Origin of the sequence: Evansella sp. AB-rgal1, from assembly GCF_041820985.1 — a bacterium.
Taxonomy (GTDB): domain Bacteria; phylum Bacillota; class Bacilli; order Bacillales; family Salisediminibacteriaceae; genus Evansella.
The window spans coordinates 135,961-158,494 of record NZ_JBGUAU010000009.1 but is presented as its reverse complement, the minus strand read 5'-3'; the positions used below and the strand labels follow the sequence as shown (position 1 = coordinate 158,494).

Annotated in this window: 22 protein-coding genes and 1 tRNA gene; 15 read left to right on the top strand and 8 right to left on the bottom strand. The window is 37.1% G+C overall.

Annotated features, from left to right (window positions below; translation table 11 throughout):
• Window positions 1–61 precede the first annotated feature (61 nt).
• Entirely contained in the window at window positions 62–706 is a 645-nt protein-coding gene (locus tag ACERII_RS09820; RefSeq protein ID WP_373641950.1) for a GDSL-type esterase/lipase family protein, read from the bottom strand.
• 103 nt (window positions 707–809) lie between these two features.
• Between ACERII_RS09820 and ACERII_RS09815 the strand changes: the two genes are divergently transcribed.
• Window positions 810–1,490: an SDR family oxidoreductase gene (locus ACERII_RS09815; protein WP_373641949.1), complete on the top strand. Its 681-nt coding sequence runs from the start codon at window positions 810–812 to the stop codon at window positions 1,488–1,490.
• A gap of 276 nt (window positions 1,491–1,766) precedes the next feature.
• Here ACERII_RS09815 and ACERII_RS09810 read toward each other — a convergent pair whose 3' ends face one another.
• The 3 genes from ACERII_RS09810 to ACERII_RS09800 form a co-directional block, all read right to left on the bottom strand.
• Window positions 1,767–1,991, bottom strand: coding sequence for a hypothetical protein (locus tag ACERII_RS09810; protein WP_373641947.1), 225 nt, complete (start codon window positions 1,989–1,991; stop codon window positions 1,767–1,769).
• A gap of 197 nt (window positions 1,992–2,188) precedes the next feature.
• Complete coding sequence (locus tag ACERII_RS09805) at window positions 2,189–2,362, bottom strand: hypothetical protein (RefSeq protein WP_373641945.1); 174 nt, start codon at window positions 2,360–2,362, stop codon at window positions 2,189–2,191.
• Window positions 2,363–2,465: 103 nt separating this feature from the next.
• Window positions 2,466–2,816 carry a hypothetical protein gene (locus tag ACERII_RS09800; protein WP_373641943.1) on the bottom strand — a complete coding sequence of 117 codons (351 nt, stop codon included), beginning with the start codon at window positions 2,814–2,816 and terminating at the stop codon, window positions 2,466–2,468.
• Window positions 2,817–3,107: 291 nt separating this feature from the next.
• Here ACERII_RS09800 and ACERII_RS09795 point away from each other — a divergent pair, with 291 nt between their 5' ends.
• The gene (locus ACERII_RS09795; protein ID WP_373641941.1) at window positions 3,108–3,839 is read left to right on the top strand and encodes a hypothetical protein; all 732 of its coding nucleotides are present in this window, start codon (window positions 3,108–3,110) and stop codon (window positions 3,837–3,839) included.
• Window positions 3,840–3,903: 64 nt separating this feature from the next.
• On the opposite strand, the gene ACERII_RS09790 is transcribed toward ACERII_RS09795, so the two are convergent.
• The gene (locus ACERII_RS09790; protein WP_373641940.1) at window positions 3,904–4,089 is read right to left on the bottom strand and encodes a hypothetical protein; all 186 of its coding nucleotides are present in this window, start codon (window positions 4,087–4,089) and stop codon (window positions 3,904–3,906) included.
• 156 nt (window positions 4,090–4,245) lie between these two features.
• On the opposite strand from ACERII_RS09790, the gene ACERII_RS09785 reads away from it, so the two are divergent.
• Window positions 4,246–5,103, top strand: a complete 858-nt coding sequence (locus ACERII_RS09785; protein ID WP_373641938.1) for a VOC family protein — start codon at window positions 4,246–4,248, stop codon at window positions 5,101–5,103.
• Window positions 5,104–5,177: 74 nt separating this feature from the next.
• Here ACERII_RS09785 and ACERII_RS09780 read toward each other — a convergent pair whose 3' ends face one another.
• Window positions 5,178–6,056, bottom strand: coding sequence for an SDR family oxidoreductase (locus ACERII_RS09780; RefSeq protein WP_373641937.1), 879 nt, complete (start codon window positions 6,054–6,056; stop codon window positions 5,178–5,180).
• A 217-nt stretch (window positions 6,057–6,273) separates the two neighbouring features.
• On the opposite strand from ACERII_RS09780, the gene ACERII_RS09775 reads away from it, so the two are divergent.
• From ACERII_RS09775 to ACERII_RS09745, 7 genes are all read left to right on the top strand, one after another.
• On the top strand, window positions 6,274–7,569 hold the full coding sequence (locus tag ACERII_RS09775) for a cell wall-binding repeat-containing protein (RefSeq protein ID WP_373641935.1): 1,296 nt from the start codon (window positions 6,274–6,276) through the stop codon (window positions 7,567–7,569).
• A gap of 520 nt (window positions 7,570–8,089) precedes the next feature.
• Window positions 8,090–8,163 (top strand) — tRNA-Gly (locus ACERII_RS09770).
• A 140-nt stretch (window positions 8,164–8,303) separates the two neighbouring features.
• Complete coding sequence (queG, locus tag ACERII_RS09765) at window positions 8,304–9,446, top strand: tRNA epoxyqueuosine(34) reductase QueG (protein WP_373641934.1); 1,143 nt, start codon at window positions 8,304–8,306, stop codon at window positions 9,444–9,446.
• 76 nt (window positions 9,447–9,522) lie between these two features.
• Window positions 9,523–10,053 (top strand): methylated-DNA--[protein]-cysteine S-methyltransferase, encoded by a 531-nt coding sequence (locus ACERII_RS09760; protein WP_373641933.1) that lies wholly within the window; start codon window positions 9,523–9,525, stop codon window positions 10,051–10,053.
• Window positions 10,054–10,505: 452 nt separating this feature from the next.
• On the top strand, window positions 10,506–11,432 hold the full coding sequence (locus ACERII_RS09755) for an amidase domain-containing protein (RefSeq protein WP_373641932.1): 927 nt from the start codon (window positions 10,506–10,508) through the stop codon (window positions 11,430–11,432).
• A 95-nt stretch (window positions 11,433–11,527) separates the two neighbouring features.
• Window positions 11,528–12,001 (top strand): tRNA (uridine(34)/cytosine(34)/5-carboxymethylaminomethyluridine(34)-2'-O)-methyltransferase TrmL, encoded by a 474-nt coding sequence (gene trmL, locus ACERII_RS09750; protein ID WP_373641930.1) that lies wholly within the window; start codon window positions 11,528–11,530, stop codon window positions 11,999–12,001.
• Window positions 12,002–12,188: 187 nt separating this feature from the next.
• Window positions 12,189–12,683 (top strand): CBO0543 family protein, encoded by a 495-nt coding sequence (locus ACERII_RS09745; protein ID WP_373641928.1) that lies wholly within the window; start codon window positions 12,189–12,191, stop codon window positions 12,681–12,683.
• Between the two features lie 159 nt (window positions 12,684–12,842).
• On the opposite strand, the gene ACERII_RS09740 is transcribed toward ACERII_RS09745, so the two are convergent.
• On the bottom strand, window positions 12,843–14,114 hold the full coding sequence (locus tag ACERII_RS09740) for an acyl-CoA thioester hydrolase/BAAT C-terminal domain-containing protein (protein WP_373641926.1): 1,272 nt from the start codon (window positions 14,112–14,114) through the stop codon (window positions 12,843–12,845).
• A 417-nt stretch (window positions 14,115–14,531) separates the two neighbouring features.
• On the opposite strand from ACERII_RS09740, the gene ACERII_RS09735 reads away from it, so the two are divergent.
• Both ACERII_RS09735 and ACERII_RS09730 read left to right on the top strand, forming a co-directional pair.
• Window positions 14,532–14,837 (top strand): antibiotic biosynthesis monooxygenase family protein, encoded by a 306-nt coding sequence (locus ACERII_RS09735; protein ID WP_373641925.1) that lies wholly within the window; start codon window positions 14,532–14,534, stop codon window positions 14,835–14,837.
• 63 nt (window positions 14,838–14,900) lie between these two features.
• Window positions 14,901–15,458, top strand: a complete 558-nt coding sequence (locus ACERII_RS09730; RefSeq protein WP_373641923.1) for a DUF5366 family protein — start codon at window positions 14,901–14,903, stop codon at window positions 15,456–15,458.
• A 240-nt stretch (window positions 15,459–15,698) separates the two neighbouring features.
• Here ACERII_RS09730 and ACERII_RS09725 read toward each other — a convergent pair whose 3' ends face one another.
• The gene (locus ACERII_RS09725) at window positions 15,699–17,573 is read right to left on the bottom strand and encodes a transglycosylase domain-containing protein (protein WP_373641921.1); all 1,875 of its coding nucleotides are present in this window, start codon (window positions 17,571–17,573) and stop codon (window positions 15,699–15,701) included.
• Between the two features lie 309 nt (window positions 17,574–17,882).
• Here ACERII_RS09725 and ACERII_RS09720 point away from each other — a divergent pair, with 309 nt between their 5' ends.
• The 3 genes from ACERII_RS09720 to yhbH all read left to right on the top strand — a co-directional run bounded on the left by ACERII_RS09720 (window position 17,883) and on the right by yhbH (window position 22,532).
• Entirely contained in the window at window positions 17,883–19,778 is a 1,896-nt protein-coding gene (locus ACERII_RS09720) for a PrkA family serine protein kinase (RefSeq protein ID WP_373641919.1), read from the top strand.
• Window positions 19,779–20,471: 693 nt separating this feature from the next.
• Window positions 20,472–21,062, top strand: coding sequence for a signal peptidase I (gene lepB, locus ACERII_RS09715; protein WP_373641917.1), 591 nt, complete (start codon window positions 20,472–20,474; stop codon window positions 21,060–21,062).
• Between the two features lie 300 nt (window positions 21,063–21,362).
• Window positions 21,363–22,532: a sporulation protein YhbH gene (gene yhbH / locus ACERII_RS09710; protein WP_373641915.1), complete on the top strand. Its 1,170-nt coding sequence runs from the start codon at window positions 21,363–21,365 to the stop codon at window positions 22,530–22,532.
• Window positions 22,533–22,534 lie beyond the last annotated feature (2 nt).

Here is a 22,534-nt window from a genome sequence, read left to right as displayed (position 1 = left end):
AAGTTAAACTTTCTTAAAGTATAAAAAATGGCAAGGTTCCGCCTTGCCATTAAAAGTAAATCTATGATGTGTCTCTATCTGTATTCAACGATTGAAACAGCTGGTTTGCCATGACTTCGTAGCCTTTTCCATTAGGGTGAATTCCTAGCGACAATACTTTTTTCCCGTATTGAGAAAACGGTGAATGTACATCCACATAAATGATGTTTTCGTTTGAAAAAGAAGCTAATAACGAATTAAATTGGTGTACCCAATGGTCTCCATAAGGTAAATTAGGGAAAGGGTTATAGACACCAATAAATTGGATCACGTATTCGGAATCATTTGACTGCTTCTTAATGGACTGTATCAACTGGATGATCTTCGTGATATTTTCATAATACGTGTAATAGGCTTTTTCAAATACACGAAAATCCTTCGTTTTGTTGTATGCTCGATTTGCTTGTAGAAGATCATTGCCACCTATCGTAATGGTTATGACGGAAGAATGGTAAATGCTTCGATAAATTTCTGGATTTGTTCGCATCATGTTTAGTAAATAAGACGAAGTTATTCGTGGTTTTGCAAAAATATGTGGAATGACTGGTCGCTGTAGATGGTTTTCAAGGAGAGAAGCATATTTTTGCACAAATCCTTTTTTGAAGAGACCACTTATCCCAGCTGTTAACGAATCTCCTAGAGCGGTATAATAAATATGGTGATTCATACTTTCACCTCGTTTTAATTCGAAGCTATAATATTACTATGAAAAAAGTATCGGTTCAGTTACGGATACAAAGCCTGATTATCAAGAAATAGGAGTGATTATATTGAACATATTAGTTACAGGAGCAAACCGAGGGTTAGGTTTAGCATTGGTAAAAGAAGGTGTAAAGAGAGGTCATCGTGTCATCGCAGCGTCTCGTTCTACTTCCCTAGATCTTGAGCAGTTGAAAGAAAAACATTCGGATCAAATAATCACACTGAAGATGGATGTGGGTGGAGAAGAAAGTGTGGGTCAAGCGAAGGAAACGTTAAAGAGTGAAGACCTTGTTTTACACGCAATCATAAATAACGCGGGAGTACTATACAGTCGAGATAAAGAAGTGACGGAGTTAGATTTGGAAGAGGGGTTGAAGACCTTTGAAATAAACACTTTCGGTCCGATTCGAGTGGTGAAGCATTTCCTTCCTCTGATGAGCGACGCACCAATACTGATGAACATCTCCTCTGATGCAGGAAGCATTACCAATACATATGGTAGCGATTACTTTTATGGAATGTCGAAAGCAGCTCTTAACATGTTTTCGGAGAAACTAAGGTTGGCTTATAAACACGCTGCTGTTTATTCCGTTCACCCAGGCTGGATGCACACGGATATGGGTGGAGAGAAAGCACCCCTCGATCCGGAACAAGTTGCAACAGACTTAGTAGATATGATCGAGGGTAAAAAACAAGTTGCATCAGAGCACTCTTATATGGACTATACGGGAAAACAATTGAAGTTCTAATAATCACAGGTTCCGTGGCTGGTGAGCCGCCGAGTGCTTATGCACTCTTGGGGTCTCACCTTTGCCTTTTGATCCCACCGGAGTCTTCGTATTTTTCTTCCGCTAAGGTTACCAATCGGTCGTCTTTTCCGTGCTACACTTTCGTTATGACCCAGCCTCATTGTTTTTAATAGTTGCTTATCATATTCCTACAAAATGTGAAACAGTCCACCAACTAAAATAATCTTCCCTTTCGCGCAGCAACAGCACCAAAGGCTTCTTCACTATTGTTACCCTTTAGTTAAATATCCAACTGCTAATGATTTGAATGATAACTACCACTACTACTATGGCAGGACCTACAATAAAAACTCCGATTAACAAGGACCTTATAACATCCCATAAAATAAAGGTTGGTTTACCCTCACTATCTATGTTATCTATTTTAATGTTAATATCATGTAACGACTTATTTATATTTTTTAGTTCATTTAAAATTTGATTTTCTGTATCCTTCTCCATTGTCGTCACTCCAATTATTTAATAGATATACTTCACCTCTTTATAATTAAAAAAGCGTGTCTTATAAAGTAATAGCTTTCCACTTGTGAAAGAACAAACCTTCACAAATTCACAACTTAGATTCTTATAAAACTAAGCATATCTCTATTCATTTTGAGTTCTACTCTCGCTTCTCGTTTGTTCCAAAAGGATGCTTCCTAACTTGAAGTTCGTTTTTTTAGTTCTTCAATTTCTCTTTTTAGTTCTTTGATTTTAATATCCTTTTCTCTATAACTACTTTTAAACCAAAGTACAATTAGCAATACTACTCCAACTATAAAAACAAACATTAAGGAAAGAATGGTTATTAAAGCAATGTCACCTTGAGGCATGAAATCCCCCCCTCTCTTTTAGGATTGCAATCCATTTGAGCTAGCATTCCAGTTACTAATACAGGAATCGCTAGACCATTTTTTCAGTAATAAGATAGTTTAGTTATTTTTTCACAAATAGTATTCTGGTAAAAAGACTAACTAATAATTGTCCAACGAAGAAAATAATTGCAGTGATTATAATTACCGGATCTCTACTTAATGGCTTAAACCAGGCACCGTCGTCAGGGATTAGAGACATAGCCAAAAGATAGGAGAAAATCCCTGTAATAACATGAACCAATATAATGTATCGAATTTTTATATGACCAGCCAATACACCAGTTATGACAATATACAGTATGGTACCTAAAAGTAGAAAAGGATGTTCAATGGCAATGCGATGTCCATATTCAAAAAAGTGAAAAAGAAATGGTGCAGGTAGTAAAGTAAGAATTAACCATAATAATTTCATATAATCCCTCCAAACCCTCAAAATACTGACTCTACTTTTAATAAATTGTTAAAAGTGGGTGGTATATAATGTCCGTATAATTACATATCTTTATTTTAACATAAATATCCAGTTAATCCTCTCTTTTACAATGAATTTTCATGGGAAATCAGAGAACTAAATAGAATGAAACCTCTAGAAGAAATCATTCGTCCTATAATAAGAGTAAATTGTATTTGAAATACTTCTATATCGGAAGGCAAAAAACGTTTTTTCCTTTTAACAAGGGCCAAAAAAAAGAGGGGGATCCCGATGAAGAAAAGGAAGCATATATCATTGCTTGTGTTACCATTCCTTTTATTTTTGCATGCTTGTGATAATAACGAAGAAGTAGCAGAGCCCATAGTTTATGAAGTTTCCATTTCAGGTGATGAAGAACCACCACCTGCTGATTTGGATGAGCTAATTAGAAAAACAGAGTTAATAGTGAAAGGCTCTTTCGGAGATATACTAAGCAAAGAAAACATGATCAGAATAGGTGACTTGCCTGATGATCATTTGTATGCAGAAGGACATCTTTATGAATTTCAAGTAGATGAAGTTTTTAAAGGGAATATAGTAGGGGAAATTCATCCGATTCTATACTATGGTTTTGAAGTAGCAGTCCATGATCATGCTGGCAAGCATATAAGTAATGTTATGGTTCCGAGTCCAGAATATAAAACACCGGATCCTACCAAGCAATACATTTTGTTTTTACGAAAAAATCCGATTGGTGCTACCACGTATAGTAGATCAAGTGATGCTTATATGATTGAGATTGACCAGGATCAATCTATGCAGTTCATTTCAGAGCGAATGGAAGGGCAGTTAAGTGAGAGTATTGTGTTAACGAACCCAGACCATAACCGAGCAGAGCATGTTGTAAAAGTGAGAGAAGGTATCTACGTTGATGTATTTGAGTCCATGCCAATTATAAATAATTATTTAGAAGAATATCATGATTTGCAGGCATTGGAAGATAAACTCCGATCCATTAGATAAATCAAATTAATAGAAAAATAGCCCCCTACGTATGTAAGGAGGCTATCGAGAGGGTTAAGTATATTTAGTTGTTGTTATTGTTGTTACGGTTGTTTCTATTATTTCTTGCGTTGTTGTTATTGTTGTTGTTGTTGAATTCATTCTCATTTGCGAATTCCGCATTTGCATTTACATCTAAGTTGTTGTTGTTATTGTTATTGTTGTTATTGTTGCGGTTCGCACGGTTGTTGTTATTGTTGTTATTAGCCATTATTATCACCTCCATAACTGTAATTTTTCCCAAAAACAATATTTCATACGGATTTTATTTCATATTTTTTTGAAAAAAAAGAGTATAATTTCTTTGACAACTCCACCGGTATATTATATAGTTACTTACGAAAAGTAATTAAAAGGTGGAATTATAATGGTACAAAAGGAGATTTCCCCTAAGATAGGGATTGGAAAGATAAAACTTACCGTTCAAAATATACAAGATTCTATTGATTTTTATACAAAACTATTAGGTTTTACAGTGTTGGATAAATGTGACGATTTCGTGTCACTCACTGCTGATGGGAAAACAACACTAGTAGAGTTAAGGGAGCAGAGTGATGCAACAATCAATCAACACCGAACAACTGGTTTGTATCACTTTGCAATTTTAGTTCCGAATCGAAAAGAACTTGCTATATCTTTACAGCACTTATTGAACTCACAATACAGACTTGATGGGGCGTCGGATCATTTGTTTAGTGAAGCGGTTTATTTGCGTGATCCAGACGGTCATGGAATTGAAATTTATGCCGACAGACCAAAAGAAAGTTGGAAAGTGAACCAAGATGGAACACTAGCTGTTGCCAGTGATCCGTTAGATGTACAAGGATTGTTAGCGGAAGCTATTGGAGAAAATTGGAGTGGATTGCATCAAGATACAATCCTAGGGCATGTCCATGTACATGTTGCTGATATGGAGAAAACAAAGGATTTTTACCATAACATTCTTGGTTTTCCTATCAAAATAGAAATTGCTGATCACGCCCTCTTTATTGCAGGAGGAGATTATCATCATCATTTAGGTTTAAATACATGGGCAGGTGTGGGAGCACCACAACCACCATCATCTGTTGTTCAAATGGAGTACTTTACAATTACCGTGCCTTCCATGGAAGAGATGGAGAGCATTATGGGTAAATTAGTGCAGAACGACATTGAGGTGGAAAATCGGGAGGGTGGTCTATTTGGAAGAGATCCGTCAGGGAACGGGATTTTGTTTGTTTTGTAGGTACAACATCAATAATCAAAAGGCTCATAACAGAAGAGAGGAAACGATCCCTCTTTGTTATGAGCCTTACATGTTTATCCGTTTACGATAGATCCACCATTTACGTGAATAACTTGTCCTGATACGTACGAGGAATCGTCTGACGCTAGATAAACGTAACTTGGTGCTAACTCCGCAGGTTGACCAGGACGCCCCATTGGAGTGTTTACGCCGAATTTGGCTACCTGATCTGCAGGGAACGATGCAGGGATGAGTGGTGTCCAGATGGGACCAGGAGCCACCGCATTCACACGGATTCCTTTTGATACAATGTTCTCAGATAAAGATCTTGTGAAAGCAATCATTGCTCCTTTTGTTGAAGCATAATCCATTAATACAGGATTTCCTTTGTAAGCCACAATGGAAGCTGAATTGATAATCGCACTTCCTTTTTTTAAATGTGGCATTGCTGCTTTTGTTAAATGGAAGCAGGAAAAAATATTCGTTTTGAACGTTCGCTCCATTTGTTCTTCTGTAATATCCTCGATTTTTTCTTGATAATGCTGTTCTGCCGCATTATTAATTAAAATGTCTAATCCACCAAATTTATCTACCGTTTGTTGAATGGCGTTCTCACAAAAGGATTTGTCGCCAATATCTCCTGCAATTGTGAGACATTCCCCACCGTACTTCTCTACTTCTTCCTTTGTTATCTGTGCATCTTGTTCTTCATCTAAATACGTTATGGTAAGCTTGGCCCCTTCTTTGGCAAATGCAATGGCAACAGCGCGACCAATTCCACTGTCGCCTCCAGTGATAAATGCCACTTTATCTTTTAATTTCCCGCTACCTTTGTAATTGGGGTCTTCATAAATTGGTTTAGGATTCATTTCTGTTTCAAAACCAGGCTGGTGGTTTTGATGCTGTGGGGGTTGTCCATTTGTTTGTCGATTGTTAACTTCATTATATTTCATAGCAAAACACTCCTAATTTTATAGTTATCATTTTTTAGAATGTCTCTTTATTAGTACCAATAACCGATTTTTTTATAAAAAAACATCGGATTTTTGAAAAAGGAAATATATTGTGTTTTATCTTCATACTTTCTTCACTTTTTCTGTGTAAATTGATTAAGGAAACATAAAAGATTAAAAACTATCGTAACAACATAAAAAAAGTAGGAGTGAAGAAATGAAAAAGTTATTTTTGCTAATTCTTTTGGTGCTTCTTCCATTATTCTTATTAGGATGCCAAAATGATGGGGCACACGGAGGAAATACTCATTCAAATACGGATAGTGAGCAAGAAGAAACAGAAGGAAACGATGAGGAACACGGTGAAGGTCATGGAGCGGATCATGGTGATCATCACGATCATGGTCATAGTGACGACGCACATAATGACTTTGCAAACGCACCTTCGAACTTCAACGAGAATGCGATGCAGAACTTATTGCATCATCAGATGAAAAATACAACTCGTTTAGATGCAGAGGATCCGATTACTTTTTCTATTTGGGTGTCTCAGTTAATCTGGCCTGCTACACATGAGCAGAATCAGCCAGGAACAGTAATTCTAGCGCCGCTAGAAAACTGGGGAATTGCTTTAGCGAGTACAACACTTATTCATCATCCGAATGATGGACCAATTTTATATACGGAAAATGGAGAAATCCCTGAATCAGTGATGAATGAAATTCACCGTTTACAGCCTAAGGGCAATGTGAATGGTACGGAAGTTATGGTAATGGGAGATGTGGAGGAAGAAGTTCTTGCTCAGTTGGATGGGTTTGCTGTAGAACATCTTCCAGGGAACGATGCGATACAGTTTGCAGTAGATGTTGAACAAATGTTTTCCGAAATCATTGGAGAAGTCCATGAGAGTGTGATTATTGCTTCTATTGATGAGAGTGCGAAGGAGTATTCGATCATCGCGGGGCAGTGGATTGCGCATATGAACGAGTCGGTTCTGTTTGTGACGGATGAGGTGCCTGAGGTGACTAGGGCGGCTTTGGAAAAACGTGATGGGAATGCTAGCATTTTTGTGATGGGTTCGGAGGATGTGATTTCAGCTTCTGTGGTTGAGGAGTTGGAGGAGTTTGGATCTGTTCAACGTATTGGTGGTTCCACACCTGCGGAGATGTCCGTTGAGTTTGCGGTTTTCCGAGATGATGCTACTCAGGTTGGCTGGGGGCAAGGGGAGCCTGGACATGGTTTGTCGTTTGCTTCGTTGAATTCACCGATGTTTGCGATTGCTGGTGCTCCTTTAGGGCACTTAGGGAAGCACACTCCGTTAATTTGGTTAGAGGACGAAATTAGTGAGGAATTGTACGAGTTCTTAGCATCGATTCGTCCGACTTTCTCTGATAACCCAATGGCTGGCCCATACAATCATGCTTATTTATTTGGTTCTAGCGAGATTATTTCGTATCGAGTTCAGGGTATTCTAGATGAGAAGCTGGAGATTGCGGGAGATCATGCGCATTGATGTGAGTTTCTCCTGTTGTGGGAGTGCATAGGTTACTTGAGGGCATTGAAAAAGCATAGCTTTTTCGGTGCCTTTTAATTTTACATTCGACAAATTGTTAGTATTTAGGCTCTAATTGTTAGTATTTAGTTTCGAATTGTTAGATATCACCGTTAAATTGTTAGATAGTAAGACTCAATTGTTAGATATACAAAATGCCAGGGAATGAATCCATTCAGGCTAGCATCAAAATAGCTTAAAACCGACTAGATTTGTTAGTTTAACCAGTTACCTGATAACTGATAGCACAATTAGGGACAAAAACTAGCTCATAATCATCCACTGAGTGTAAAAAATTATAGAAAAGCAAATAAAAACCAAGATATAAGAGCCATTTAGCTTTTTTATCAAAAAACTAATCAATAAACTTCTTCAATCCATTTGACATGCTCTTTTATAAGTAGTAAAATACAAACATCATCAAAAAAAGTTATTTAAAGATAATAATGTGTACAGCGTTATGAGTAGAAAACGCAAATAAGCGGGTGTAGTTTAGTGGTAAAACCTCAGCCTTCCAAGCTGATGTCGTGAGTTCGATTCTCATCACCCGCTCCAAAAACATAAACTCAAAGTAGTGTTCCATGGAACGCTACTTTTTTCATGCGTTCATTACATGTACAATGAAAGATATACACAAGTTATACTTTGAGAAATTGTGAAATAAAGTAGAAAATAAAAGAAAGTAGGTGAAAACTGTGGTAAATGCCCAGCTAAAGTCAGAGATCATTGCATACAGTAAGAGTATAGGCATCGACAAAATTGGGTTTGCCGCAGTGGACCCCTTTGTCCTATTTCGCGAGCGGTTGAAGGACCAACAACAATTAGGATATGAATCTGGATTTGAAAAAGGAACAATAGAAGAACGAACCACACCTGCAAAGTTATTACCAGTAGCGAAAACAATTATTTCTATTGCATTAGCCTACCCTTCCCGTTTGAAAAATGCTCCCCGCTCTGTGAAGGGAGATCGTCGTGGAATTTTTTGCAGAGCATCTTGGGGGGAGGATTACCACCATATTTTAAGAAGGAAATTAAAAGCTCTTGAAGAATTTATTGTAGAGCGTGTTCCTGATACAAGATGCTTATCCATGGTGGATACAGGAGAATTGTCAGATCGTGCGGTAGCAGAGAGGGCAGGTATTGGTTGGAGTGGGAAAAATTGTGCTGTTATAACCCCAGAGTTTGGTTCATATGTGTACTTAGGGGAGATGATCACAACACTAAGTTTACCTGTAGACACTCCTATAGAGGACCAATGTGGGGAATGTAACAAATGTGTAGACGCGTGTCCCACAGGAGCACTTGTTCAAGGTGGGCAATTAGATTCCAATAAGTGCATTGCTTTTTTAACACAAACAAAGGATTTTTTACCGGATCAATATCGGAAAAAGTTAGGTAATCGTCTTTACGGATGTGATACGTGTCAGGTTGTCTGCCCCGAAAATAAAGGGAAAGATCACCATCATCATGAAGAGATGGAACCTGATCCTGATCTAGCGAAACCTAGATTACTACCGTTATTAACGATAAGTAATCGTGAATTTAAGGAAAAGTTCGGGCATGTTTCAGGGTCATGGCGTGGCAAAAAACCAATTCAACGAAATGCAATTATTGCGTTAGCTCATTATAAAGAGGAAAGCGCATTGCCTACTCTCTATGAATTGTTGAAAAATGATCCTCGACCGGTAATACGAGGAACGGCAGCATGGGCAATAGGGGAAATTGGTGGAGAAGAATCGGAGAAGCGATTAAATCTAGCTTTGGAAAAAGAAGATGATAAGGACGCTGTTGAAGAGATTTCTAAAGGGCTTGAAACTATTTATCAGCGTAAGAAATGATGGTATGGTAAGTGGGAAACCTGTATTCATAGTTTTAAAAAAATGTAATATCTGTGTTCGAAAGTGGGGGTAAGAAATGGTTAAGCGACCGTACATTTACTATGCCGAAATGGATAGTCCAATAGGTGTGTTAACGATTGGAAAAACAGAGCGTGGCATTTGTTTTATCGAATTTGGCTCCATTAAGGAAACTTGCTCAAATATTGATACTTGGTTAAAAAAACGGTTAATGAATGTAGAACTGGTTGAGGACTTTCAACAATTACAGGAGCCAATTTGTCAGTTAGAAGAGTACTTTCGAGGCGAAAGAACGAACTTTGATTTGCCCATAGACTTATACGGAACAAGATTTCAGACTCTTGTTTGGAATAAAGTAAAAGACATTTACTATGGTGAAACTAGATCATATAAAGATATAGCAATTGAGATAGGTGCACCAAAAGCAGTGAGAGCGATTGGTGGTGCGAATAACCAAAACCCTGTACCAATCATTATTCCATGTCACCGGGTAATTGGTAGTAATGGATCTATGGTTGGCTATGGTGGAGGTTTAGATAAGAAAGAGTATTTACTAAGGCTAGAAGGCGCGATAGAAAAAATATCGTAATCTCATATACTATGAAGAGGACTCCAAAAGGAACTCGAATCTAAGGCTTTCAATGGCTTTGAATTCGACTTTTGGAGTTCTCTCTTTTTATACCAGCAAAGAGTAACAATAAAAATTCACCATTGCGGATGAAAATTGTTATGACGTGGTTAACAACTTACCACTTTATATGCAATGAGCGATTGTCCACGGAACTCCTGTGGGAAGCAGAGTAGAGGAGGGGAGAGACTTAAGTGCGAAGAAGGACTGCAGAAGGCTCGGCAACTCCCCTCAGGATAGGGAGTGGGCAGTAGCGAATGGAATATGAGCTCACACAGTTAGTATTCATTATAATTATGGGTTAATGTGATCACGAAATTTTCAGGTATATATGATAAACTCTTCATTTTTTTATCATTTATTTTCCGTATGCATGAATAGGATAGTAAAAGGAGAAAAAGGAGGGGAAAGTGTTGAGTTCAAGCATTGAAGTAGTCAAGAGGTACGTAGAAGATTGTCATCAATGCTTTGTTGATGGGGAGAGAGCAGGTTCATTTATTCGTGAAAATGATATGTTTGCCTTACAACGAAAGCATAAAAATTTACAAAAACGTAAAGCGGAGATTGTTAAAAATATCGTGGATGGCTATATTGTTCGAGAACAAAAGTTTTATAATAGATCGATTGTTGATTATGGGCTTACATTACAGCACGTAATCAAACAGTGCGAAAAACTTTATATTGAGGAGCAGATTCAATTACGTAGAGCAGTAATTGAAGATGGAGAAGTAATTGATGATTATCAGATCCATCGTGATGGAGTGGTAGATAAAGATCTACCTGATCCATCGAGCTTTCGACAGGTTTTTAATGATAGACAGGGAGATAGGTCAAGAGTGGATTACAACTATGACCGGCTGGCTGTTGTTAGGTATGCAGAACGATGGTGGAATGATTTTAATCCTGAGTACAAGAAATTTGAGAATGATTGTACAAACTTTATTTCTCAGTGCCTACAAGCAGGTGGTGCGCCTATGATTGGTCACCCTGATCGTGCAAACGGATGGTGGTATCGTAATAAAAGCTGGAGCTATAGCTGGACTGTTGCGCACGCGCTGCGATGGTATTTTAGTGGAGCAAAAACTGGTCTTCAGGCTCGAGAGGTGTCAAGTGCAGATGAACTCATGCGAGGGGATATTATATGCTATGATTTTAATGGAGATGGACGTTGGGATCATACGACTGTAGTTGTTGCAAAAGATGGTGATGGTTTTCCTCTCGTTAATGCACATACAGCAAATAGTAGGATGCGCTATTGGGCATATGAGGATTCTACCGCTTGGACGGAAAATATAAAATACAAATTTTTTCACATACTCGATAAGCAGTCTAATACTTAAAACGTGGTTGCTGAAGATTTTGTATACATCTTCCTTTTCTAAATTGAAAATGATATGATTACGAGGATGTTTACAAAATTAGAGGTGAAGATAGAGTGGCATTACATGTTGTACTACATGAACCAGAAATCCCAGCTAATACAGGAAATATTGCTCGTACTTGTGCTGGAACGAATACACAGCTACATTTAATTCATCCGTTAGGTTTCTCTACTGATGATAGAATGTTAAAAAGAGCAGGTTGTGATTATTGGCCAAACGTAACAGTGAATCATTATGATAATATTGAGGAACTATTTTCTAAATATCCAGATGGAGAGTTTTTTTTAATTGAAACGAGTGGTAAAAAGTACTATCATGAATTCGATTACTCCAATCTTGAGACGGACTATTTCTTTATTTTTGGCAAAGAAACAAAGGGATTGCCAGCGGATTTAATTGAAGCTCATCAGGATCGTTGTTTTCGCATACCACAGACGGATAAGATTCGTTCGTTAAACTTATCTAACACAGCAGCTATTTTAGTATATGAAGCATTGCGACAACAGCAATTTAGCAGCTTGACATAGAGTGTTCAAAGGTGCATTTTACCTGCATATACAGAAAAATTATAGAGGGCGAGTCCATTTTGTATGGTCTTGCCCTCTTTATTTATGAAAGCTTGTCATGCTAGGGAGGATTATATTTCTCCTTTTTTTTAGTACATTGAATAAAAAGCTAGTATTTTCTAAAAGATATACATGGAGGTGAAATACATTGAAAAAGAAATATGGTTCCTATTATTTCTTACTTATCATCACCGCTTTAGGAAGTGCTTTATTACCATTCGCAATCGGAAAACGTTCATTTAAGGATTGGATTATTGTTTATCTTGTTAGTTGTATTGGTAATTACTATGCAGATAAAATATTGGTTACTAAAGGGTATCTTAAATACCCCGTGCGGCTTTTTTCTAAATATAAAATCCATTTACCTTTTGATTTTATACATTACCCGTTAATGTTACTTTATTATAATCAATGGACTCTTAACAGTAAGCCTATTGGAGTATTGGCGAAGGTCTTTCCTTTTGCGATTCCATTGATAATCTTTGAGACGATAGCAGCAAAAAAAACGAAACTCATAAAGTGGAAAAAGGGCTGGACATGGTACCATTCGTTCATAAGTATACTTGTAAAATTGTTAATATGTAGAAGTATCATCTATTGGATTCGCGTAATGAACAAATCTAAGATTTCAATTAATTATTAAATAAAGTAAGGGTGTTACGAATGTTTCGACATGTAACACCCTTGTTGTATTAATGCTTGTGAAGTGTAAGATGGAGCTTTGTATTCGCTGTTTAATCCCGCCGGAGTCTTCGTATATTTCCTCCGACTGGCTATTTATCCGTTTGGCCAGCTAACTAACTTACCGCCCACTTGGTTTAAATGGAATGGTAACTGTTTGTATGCGTGCTGGTGGGAAATGCTTTGTTAAAAATGTTATGGTGGTATTCCACGCAGTTTCTCCTAAAACAGCTTTCTGTACGTTTTCAAAATCACCTTCGTTGTTAGTCAATGTTGGGAGGTAAGGCACTGTTAACTTATCTCCGCAAAATTCATAGGAGAGATGTTCTACTGGATAGGGAAAGGAGTTATTCGATAAACGTTCTGTTACTGTTTGAGCCATCAAATCTGACGGCCAGAAGTCGTCTTGTTTTCCACTAATCAACAAAAGAGGACCATTCACTTTTTCCACTTCGATCGCTGCTTCTATTTTTCCATTTTTTTCATACTTCTCGAGACTTTTTTCACATACATTTCCCAAGGATGCCGTATCTTTCCTTTGTTTTCTAAACCAAGATGTTACCATCATCGGTAAACTGAAATGATATGGTACGAATGGAATAGTTTCTCCGTTCTCCGTCCAAGCTGCTGTTCGTTTGGATGACTGTATTTTTTGGAAAACATGACTTGTTGGAGAATTCGCAATAACTCCTTTTATACTAGGGTCTTTGGAAGCAACAACTAGTGCTAACTCTGCGCCTTTCTCCGTTCCATGTAAAATAATTTTCTGTTCATCTGTTGAAGGATGGTTTTTCACCCACTGTAAAACCTTGTTTATGTCTTCTAATGGAACAGTGGCTCCATTGTTGGTGTAATTTACTGCAAGGGCACCATAACCGTGTGATGCATATAGTGCTGCAGCATCTAATGGAGGTTCTCCATGATAGCTTCCAAATAATATGATAGTAGGAAGTTTCTGCTTGTTTTTAGGATAAAAATAAGTTCCTGAAAACGGAACATCGTTTGGGAGTGCCTCTTCCGTAACATAGTCTTCTTTAAAGAGTCGAATCACAGTTCGAGATTCTGTTCGTTGACTAATACTCGACTCCATATCAATGTGTAGTTTCAATGGATCTGTGCTATTTGATGGGAAATTAGTTGGAGTTTTCCCATCAATAGGTCGTAGTTTCCATAATAATAAAGAAAATATATTATTGTCTTGCTTACAATTTTCTCCAATGGATAGTTTCCCATGTTCGTCCGCGTTTGTTGAGACAGTGGAGCTCCATTTTCCTAATGTATGATGATCCATCGTCATTTTCATTTTGATTGTTTCATTCGCTTCTAATCCATCCATATGCAATTGTAATGGTTCATCCACTCGTCCAATATCAGGATAAAGAAAACATTTCATTTCAATCCCACCTCATATAGTATTCCTTACACCATATTCGGACAGGCAAAAAATAAGACTATCATTTGCTTAAAAAAGAAAAAACTACTCACCTATTTTGGTAAGTAGCTTTTAGTACTAATTTTTGTTTGGGTTGTCGTTATAACCTGCAGTAAAAATCGCTACAAGAAATGCTACGCAAACTCCTAAAATTAAGTATAATCCCATCAAAATATCCTCCTTTGATGTTATCTATGAATCAATATACCATGTTTTAAAAGGAAAGAAAAGAAAATGAAAGAGGTTTGTCTCTACAAATATTTTCATTGCAACCAACTTGCTTTATAATTAACTTGAGCGAATTATTATATTGAACTCTACATATCAACCACTTTATTACACCATTTAAATAGTTGTAGAATAAAAGGAGGTCACCTTATGTTTGTTGTTTTCAATGAACTACATGTACCGAAAGAAGGAAGACAAAATGTTGAAAATCGTTTTTCTAATAGTGCCGAAAAGATGAAAGAAATCCCTGGTTGCTTAGATTTCATGTTTCTCACACCAGAAGATAATGATAACTATCAAATTGTTTTAACGAAATGGGAAACAAGGGAATCGTATGAAGCATGGGTTAATTCAGATGAGTTTAAAGAAGCCCATCGAACTCGTCGAGCTAACTTAGATAAGAGTCCAACAACTGGTAACAAGATTTATACGTACAACGTGCCACATCATCTATAATCAATCTAGTTCAACCGAGTTTGTTTTCACTCGGTTGAACGACTGTTTAGGAGCAAAAGCATCATGAAAAATGCATATTTAACTAGTCATTTCCCGTTACTTTCTATCATTTTATTTAGTCTTTCCCTTTCCATATATAGTGAAAGAAATCTTGTCCTCTATTTCATGCAAATAGGTTTGTATGAAGGGATGATTGAATTTTTTTCAGAACGGGGAATTCAATTAACGCTACTGTTCTTATTGTGGCTATTCTTTTTTATGTTATTTTCAGCTTTAAAGTTAATAGCGGATACAATTAATGAGGTTTCGTTACTGTTTTTTTCAAAGGATGAAGAGGGTAGTGATTTAAAAAGTGTTCGGAAAGGATCCTGGTTCTTTCTTGTTGGTGGAATTCTTTCCATCGGGTTAACATTTCACATCATGCTCATACTTGCTGTATTTGTTGCTGCTTGCATAGCCTTTTTTATCTTTTTTATTTATAAAGTGAGTGTAACGCAATCTTCTTTTTCGTTAATTGGAATTATCTTTTTTCATACTTTCTTTTGGTTTTCGTTCGGATTGACTGTCCTGTGGGCGTTGTTGAAGCTTTATAATAGTATCATTGCTAGTTTGCCGTTGTAGTAACTCCGAACGAAATGATACTTGTGTATACTATCGCTACGGAAATATACTTCGCTTTCCGCGGGAGGTTGGTGAGCTGCCGAGTGCTTAAGCACTCTTGGGGTCTCACCTTTACCTATTGATCCCGCCGGAGTTTTCGTATATTTCCTCCGCTATGTTTACACATCGTTCGGCTTCTCAGCTTTACACTTTCATTATGACCAAGACTCATTTTTCTCGCGCAGAACATATTATGATCCCTCACTCCACCTTCTCTATTTGCGACATATATGCTCTCCAGATAGTTAAATGGAGGCGCTGATTAACGTTATTCATAGAGCTTGGTGTGTCATACCCCAGCCATATTCCAGAAGTGTACCGATCTGTTGAGCCTACAAACCATAAGTCGTGGTAGTTATTTGTTGTTCCCGTTTTTCCACCGATATATCCAGAAGTAGAGAAGTGAGCGTTTCTTCCGGTGCCTTCCGTAACTACTTTGTTCATCATTTTGCGGATTTCCAGGGTTGTTTCTTCGCTCAACACTTGAACACCATCTGAATCCCATGCATATAAGACACGTCCATCATTTCCCACCACTCGTCGTATTGCTTTCGGTGATTCATAAACTCCACCTGTTGCAAACGTGGAGTATGCACGGGTCATCTCCAACACGGAAACACCGTTTTCTATTCCACCAAGAGCTGCGGGAAGGATCATATCGTTCATACTAACCCGTTCAAAGCCTAATTGTGAGAAATACTCGAAAGCAGTTGTGACTCCCATCGTATCTAATACTCTAACTGCCGCCGTATTATAGGAATGTTTAAATGCAGCTTCCATAGAAACTCGTCCATAAGATGCTCTTCCATAGTTTTGTGGTTGATACCCATTTTTTACAAAGGAGGAAGCATCAATCGTTGTTTTCGCATTAGAACCAGTTTCTTCTATATATGGTGCATAAACAAGAAGAGGCTTTATCGCTGAACCTGGCTGACGGAATGATTGATATGCGCGATGGAACCCAAACTTTTCATAGTTAACTCCGCCAGAGATAGCCACGATCTCATTTTGAGTATGATCGATGACTGTTGTTCCAACTTGTAGCTTAGAGTTACTCAAATTTGTATCGATAGCTTTCGATACTTCTTGTTGAATATGCGGAATAAAGGCCGTTTCGATCGTCACCCCATCTTGTAATAACTCAGCTACTGCCATTTCTAATTCGATTTGTAGCAACATTCGTTTTTCTTCATTAGATTCCATGTCCATTCTTTGGAAATACCCCTCTTTTTCTCCAACAAGTTGACGTAATTCATGATAAACATATGTTACATAATCTGGGTATAAATCTACTTTTTTATATAAGTTTAATGAAATTTCCTCATCTAGTGCCGCAATATATGTTTCTTCATTGATAACATGTGTTTCAAACATTTTAAGTAGAATCCATTCTTTCCGTGCATGCGTATTTTCTTTATTTTTCAGAGGATTGAAACGTTCTGGATTATTTGGAATAGCACTCAAAAAGGCAACTTCTGCAACAGTAAGATCATCTGCTTTTTTATTAAAATAGAAGCGACTTGCTGCTTCCATCCCATACACGCCGTTTTTGAAGTAAATAACATTTACGTACAACTCTATAATCTGCTCTTTTGTCATCTGCTGTTCCATCTGATATGCATAAAGAAGCTCGGAAATTTTTCTTTCATATGATTTGTCATGTGTTAGAAACAGATTTCTCACTAGCTGCTGGGTAACAGTACTTCCCCCTTGTTCTAAAGAGTCACTTTGAATGTTAACGAGAAGTGCTCGTGCTATTCCTTTTATGTCAAACCCTTTATGTGAAAAAAATTGTTGGTCCTCTGCAGCTAGTAAAGCGTCTACTACTGTCTTTGGAATTTCCTCATAAGGAAGATATATTCTATTTTCAGAGGAGTATATATCTGAAAGTTTGTTATTATTCGAATCAACAATGACGCTATTTTTCGCAATAGTAAAATCTGTTAGATTAATGGACTCATCTAATACTAAAGGTAATGATTTTGCAGCATGCCATTCTTCAAAAGTAAATAGAGTAATAAGAGAAAAGAAAATAATAAAAATTAAAATAAATAGAGTACCAGTTAAAGGGCGCATTGTTTATACCATCTTTCTTCAGTGTATACAAACATTTTACAGAAAAAAGGGTATGTATGGGGAAGTATTTTAAAATAATTTTCAAACTATGTTTTTTTAGATGGACGTCATACTGTGATGATAGGTCACATAGATTAAAAGAAAGATTTCATAATATGTATTCGATAAGTTTACCAAGCTGAAATAGCACCATTATTTATACTATTTGTTTCAAAAATTTAAAAGGACTAGAATCTTATGCTAGGTGAACGCATAAGATGAACCATGGATGTCTAATAGTATTTATTTAGTGTTGGGAGGAGGCCAAAATTGGAAATTTTAAATAAGATTCAAATGCACCGTGAAGAAGAAGGGCGCCTAAAGTGGGAAGGAACTTTTGCAGAGTATTTAGACATTTTGCGTGAGCGACCGGAAGTGGCTCAGACAGCTCACTCCCGTATTTATAACATGATTAAAGATGCGGGTGTTGAGGAAGTGGACGGTCAGAAGAGGTACAAATTTTTTGAAAATCAAATATTTGGCTTAGAGGATGCACTTGAAAGATTAGTAGAAGAATATTTTCATTCTGCTGCAAGAAGATTAGATGTAAAGAAACGAATCCTCCTTTTAATGGGTCCTGTAAGTGGGGGGAAATCTACCCTCGTTACAATGTTGAAGCGTGGCCTAGAAGAATACTCTCGTACGGATCGAGGGGCGGTATATGCCATCAAAGGGTGTCCGATGCACGAAGATCCTTTACATCTTATTCCTCATCACATGAGAAGTGATTTTTATGATGAATTCGGTATCAGAATCGAAGGTAGCTTATCACCACTAAATGTGATGCGCTTAGAGAAGGAGTATGGAGGAAAAATAGAAGATGTCATGGTAGAACGTGTTGTTCTTTCTGAAGATAAGCGTGTGGGGGTAGGTACATTTAGTCCTTCAGACCCCAAATCCCAAGATATTGCGGATTTAACAGGAAGTATTGATTTTTCCACAATCGCGGAGTATGGATCTGAATCAGACCCTCGTGCGTACCGATTTGATGGGGAGTTGAATAAAGCGAATCGTGGAATTATGGAGTTCCAGGAAATGTTAAAGTGTGATGAGAAGTTCTTATGGCACTTATTATCATTAACGCAAGAAGGAAACTTTAAAGCTGGAAGGTTTGCACTTATATCCGCAGATGAAATGATCGTGGCACATACAAATGAAGCGGAGTATAAATCGTTTATCTCCAATAAGAAAAATGAAGCGTTACATTCTCGAATTATCGTAATGCCGATTCCATATAACCTAAGAGTAAGTGAGGAAGAGCGGATTTATGAGAAGATGATTAAAGAAAGTGATATAGGTGATGTGCATATTGCGCCACATGCATTAAAAATTGCTGCAATTTTTACAATTTTAACTCGGTTAAAAGACTCTCAAAATGGTAGTGTCGATGCTCTGAAAAAACTGAAGCTTTACGATGGGCAAAACGTAGAGGGCTTTAGTTCTCAAGATGTGGAGGAACTTAAGAAGGAGTATGCTGATGAAGGGATGGAAGGAATTGATCCTCGTTATGTAATTAATAGAATATCATCAGCCATTATCCGGAAAGAATTAACTACGGTAAATGCATTAGATGTGTTGCGTTCTATTAAAGATGGTCTTGATCAACATGCATCTATTTCAAAAGAGGATCGTGAGCGTTACTTAAATTTCATCTCTGTTGCTCGTAAAGAATATGATGAAATTGCAAAGAAAGAAGTTCAAAAGGCATTTGTCTATTCTTATGAAGAGTCTGCGAAAACATTAATGGATAATTATTTGGATAACGTAGAAGCATATTGTAATAAAAATAAACTTCGTGATCCTTTAACTGGGGAAGAAATGAATCCAGACGAGAAACTAATGCGTTCGATTGAGGAGCAAATCGGAATCTCGGAAAATGCGAAAAAAGCATTCAGGGAAGAGATCTTGATCCGCATTTCTGCTTATGCAAGAAAAGGGAAGAAGTTTGATTACAATTCCCATGAAAGATTACGTGAAGCAATTCAGAAAAAGCTATTTGCTGATCTGAAAGATGTAGTGAAAATTACTACATCGACGAAAACTCCAGATGAAAACCAATTGAAAAAAGTAAATGAGGTTATCGCTCGTCTTGTGGATGAGCATGGTTATAATACTGCGTCTGCGAATGATCTATTGAAGTATGTTGGAAGTCTGTTGAACCGCTAATAAATGTAAATGTATGGTAACTAAGGGTGTATGAAGAGCTAAGTTATGGACTCTTCATATGCCTTTTTTTCGTGGGGGATAGTATAGCAGGGAGGGGATGTTCCTTTATTTGGTTGATTCGTCGACATATTTTGACAAATTGTTAGTTTTCATGCTCTAATTGTTAGTTTTCTCCTTAAAATTGTTAGATTCCGTTGGTCAAATGTTAGATTCCATACTCTAATTGTTAGATTTTCCATTGATCAGGAAAAAATCATCTCATTTAACCTTCTAACCTCGATTTGCAGAACGTATATTATACAAAAAACTGTTCAGATAATTTCACTGAGCAAATAAAATGTAATAAAAACCAAATTTGTACCAAAATTTATGAGACAATATCAGCTTTCTTAAATGATTCTAGGTCGGCGTTCGAGTTTCTATAAGTTTCCCCGAAAACTACTTACTTCATAGCGTACTATCATCCATTTTTATCCACTGTGATATCAAATTATACTTGCATGGTGATGTACCAAAAACGTTAGTCAGAATAATATATTGGTAACGAACCGACTTCTGTTACATATACATATACTACGTAACATTTTCATTACAAAGGTTATTATTGTGTTATTGCGGTTTTAAAAGGGGCCGTTTTGGAAATAATAGTATTAGAGATATACCTGTAAAATCCTGTAAAGTGGGGGATGGACTATGATTGAAGTTGCGAGGCAGGTTACCACTAAGCTAAAGAAACACTCCTGGAGAAGACGCATATGGCTTTCTGTGAAAGCGCTTACTATTTTACTTCTCTTCGTTTTCGTTGTAAGAGGCTTTGTGTTCACTAATTACATTGTGTATGGTAAGTCGATGATGCCTACGATTCACGATGGAGATCGTATTATTGTTAACAAAATAGGCTATGAAATTGGGCAGCCTAATAGATTTGATTTAATTATCTTCCATGCAACAGAGGAAACAGATTATATAAAACGGGTAATAGGACTTCCTGGAGACGAGATTGAATATATTAATGACCAATTATATGTAAATGGAGAAACGGTGCCAGAAAGCTTTTTAGACCATTATCGTGATAACTATGATAAAGGCTTATTTACAGATGATTTTACATTAGATTTGGTTACAGATTCTACAATGGTTCCAGAAGGACACGTATTTGTTTTAGGGGACAATCGTCGAAATAGTGTTGATAGTCGCCATATTGGTTTTGTAAACATAAATGAAATTGTAGGAAAAGTAAATCTAAGTTATTGGCCTATACAAAATGTAAGAATTATTAACTAATAAAAAGTACTGAAAAAAATTCAGTACTTTTTCTCTTTTATTTTATTATGAAAACTACGATGAAAGCTCACCATAAAGACATTTCTTGAGGGCATGTATATAAAAATGGGTGGAAAAATATACTTCAGCTTGGGTTATTATCAGATTTTTTTGTCAACTGAAGAGATTTACTGCATATGATAAAGTAAGCTTTTTTTTCACAACAAAGAAACGCTGTTGAGAGCAAAAGCGTCGTCAAGTTTATAGTATGAGTTGTTTTGTATGATGTGCATGTCCAAATTAAATAAGGAGGGAAAAATAATGAAAGGCAGTACAGGAAAGAATTTTGTTGTCTCTCAGGAGAACTGGTCCCTCCACCGAAAAGGATACCAAGACCAACAACGTCACCAGGATAAGGTACAAGAAGCTATTAACAAAAACCTACCTGACTTAGTTAGTGAAGAAAATATTATTATGTCCAATGGACGGGATATCATTAAAATTCCTATTCGTTCTCTTGACGAATACAAGATTCGTTATAATTATGATAAGAATAAACATGTGGGTCAGGGAACAGGTGATAGTGAGATTGGTGACGTCGTAGCCCAGGATGGAACTCCATCAAAGAAAGGACCTGGGAAGGGCGAAGGGGCCGGTGATCAAGCAGGTGAGGATTATTACGAAGCGGAAGTATCACTGTCAGAATTAGAAGAAATCCTGTTTCAAGAGTTAGAATTGCCGAACCTTCAGCAAAAGGAAGAGGACAATATTGTTGTCGAGAATGTAGAGTTTACGGACATTCGAAAAAAAGGTTTGATGGGGAATATCGATAAGCGTAGAACGATTTTGGAAGCCATCAAGCGTAATGCGATGGAAGGGCGTCCAGGTGTTGCACCCATTTATAATGATGATTTACGATTTAAAACTTGGGAAGAGAAGGTCAAGCCAGAATCAAAAGCGGTAGTATTAGCCATGATGGATACGTCAGGATCTATGGGCCGCTGGGAAAAATTTATGGCGAGAAGTTATTTCTTTTGGATGACTCGATTCTTAAGAACGAAATATGAAACAGTAGACATCGAATTTATTGCCCATCATACAGAAGCAAAAGTAGTTTCTGAGGATGACTTCTTTATGAAAGGGGAAAGTGGTGGAACCATTTGTTCTTCAGCCTATCGAAAAGCGTTAGAATTAATTGATGAAAAGTATCCTCCATCTCGTTACAATATTTATCCGTTCCACTTTTCAGACGGGGATAATCTTACGTCAGATAATCAACGTTGTTTGGGTCTCGTAAAAGAACTGATGGATGTATCAAGTATGTTTGGATATGGGGAAGTAAATCAGTATAATAGACCCTCCACCCTTATGAGTTCGTATAAGAACATACAAGATCCACGCTTCAGACATTATATTTTACGAGAAAAAGCAGACGTGTATCGTTCACTAAAATGGTTCTTTCGAAAAGAAGAAGAATCTCTCGTACACTAGGG

Excerpts from the sequence above, each read along its gene's own strand:
- ACERII_RS09800 (WP_373641943.1), bottom strand. The coding sequence starts at position 2,816 with ATGAAATTATTATGGTTAATTCTTACTTTACTACCTGCACCATTTCTT.
- ACERII_RS09795 (WP_373641941.1), top strand. The coding sequence starts at position 3,108 with ATGAAGAAAAGGAAGCATATATCATTGCTTGTGTTACCATTCCTTTTA.
- ACERII_RS09740 (WP_373641926.1), bottom strand. The coding sequence starts at position 14,114 with ATGAAATGTTTTCTTTATCCTGATATTGGACGAGTGGATGAACCATTA.
- ACERII_RS09790 (WP_373641940.1), bottom strand. The coding sequence starts at position 4,089 with ATGGCTAATAACAACAATAACAACAACCGTGCGAACCGCAACAATAAC.
- ACERII_RS09735 (WP_373641925.1), top strand. The coding sequence starts at position 14,532 with ATGTTTGTTGTTTTCAATGAACTACATGTACCGAAAGAAGGAAGACAA.
- ACERII_RS09775 (WP_373641935.1), top strand. The coding sequence starts at position 6,274 with ATGAAAAAGTTATTTTTGCTAATTCTTTTGGTGCTTCTTCCATTATTC.
- ACERII_RS09760 (WP_373641933.1), top strand. The coding sequence starts at position 9,523 with ATGGTTAAGCGACCGTACATTTACTATGCCGAAATGGATAGTCCAATA.
- yhbH (WP_373641915.1), top strand. The coding sequence starts at position 21,363 with ATGAAAGGCAGTACAGGAAAGAATTTTGTTGTCTCTCAGGAGAACTGG.
- ACERII_RS09730 (WP_373641923.1), top strand. The coding sequence starts at position 14,901 with ATGAAAAATGCATATTTAACTAGTCATTTCCCGTTACTTTCTATCATT.
- ACERII_RS09820 (WP_373641950.1), bottom strand. The coding sequence starts at position 706 with ATGAATCACCATATTTATTATACCGCTCTAGGAGATTCGTTAACAGCT.
- ACERII_RS09810 (WP_373641947.1), bottom strand. The coding sequence starts at position 1,991 with ATGGAGAAGGATACAGAAAATCAAATTTTAAATGAACTAAAAAATATA.
- ACERII_RS09780 (WP_373641937.1), bottom strand. The coding sequence starts at position 6,056 with ATGAAATATAATGAAGTTAACAATCGACAAACAAATGGACAACCCCCA.
- lepB (WP_373641917.1), top strand. The coding sequence starts at position 20,472 with ATGATTGAAGTTGCGAGGCAGGTTACCACTAAGCTAAAGAAACACTCC.
- ACERII_RS09805 (WP_373641945.1), bottom strand. The coding sequence starts at position 2,362 with ATGCCTCAAGGTGACATTGCTTTAATAACCATTCTTTCCTTAATGTTT.
- ACERII_RS09785 (WP_373641938.1), top strand. The coding sequence starts at position 4,246 with ATGGTACAAAAGGAGATTTCCCCTAAGATAGGGATTGGAAAGATAAAA.
- ACERII_RS09725 (WP_373641921.1), bottom strand. The coding sequence starts at position 17,573 with ATGCGCCCTTTAACTGGTACTCTATTTATTTTAATTTTTATTATTTTC.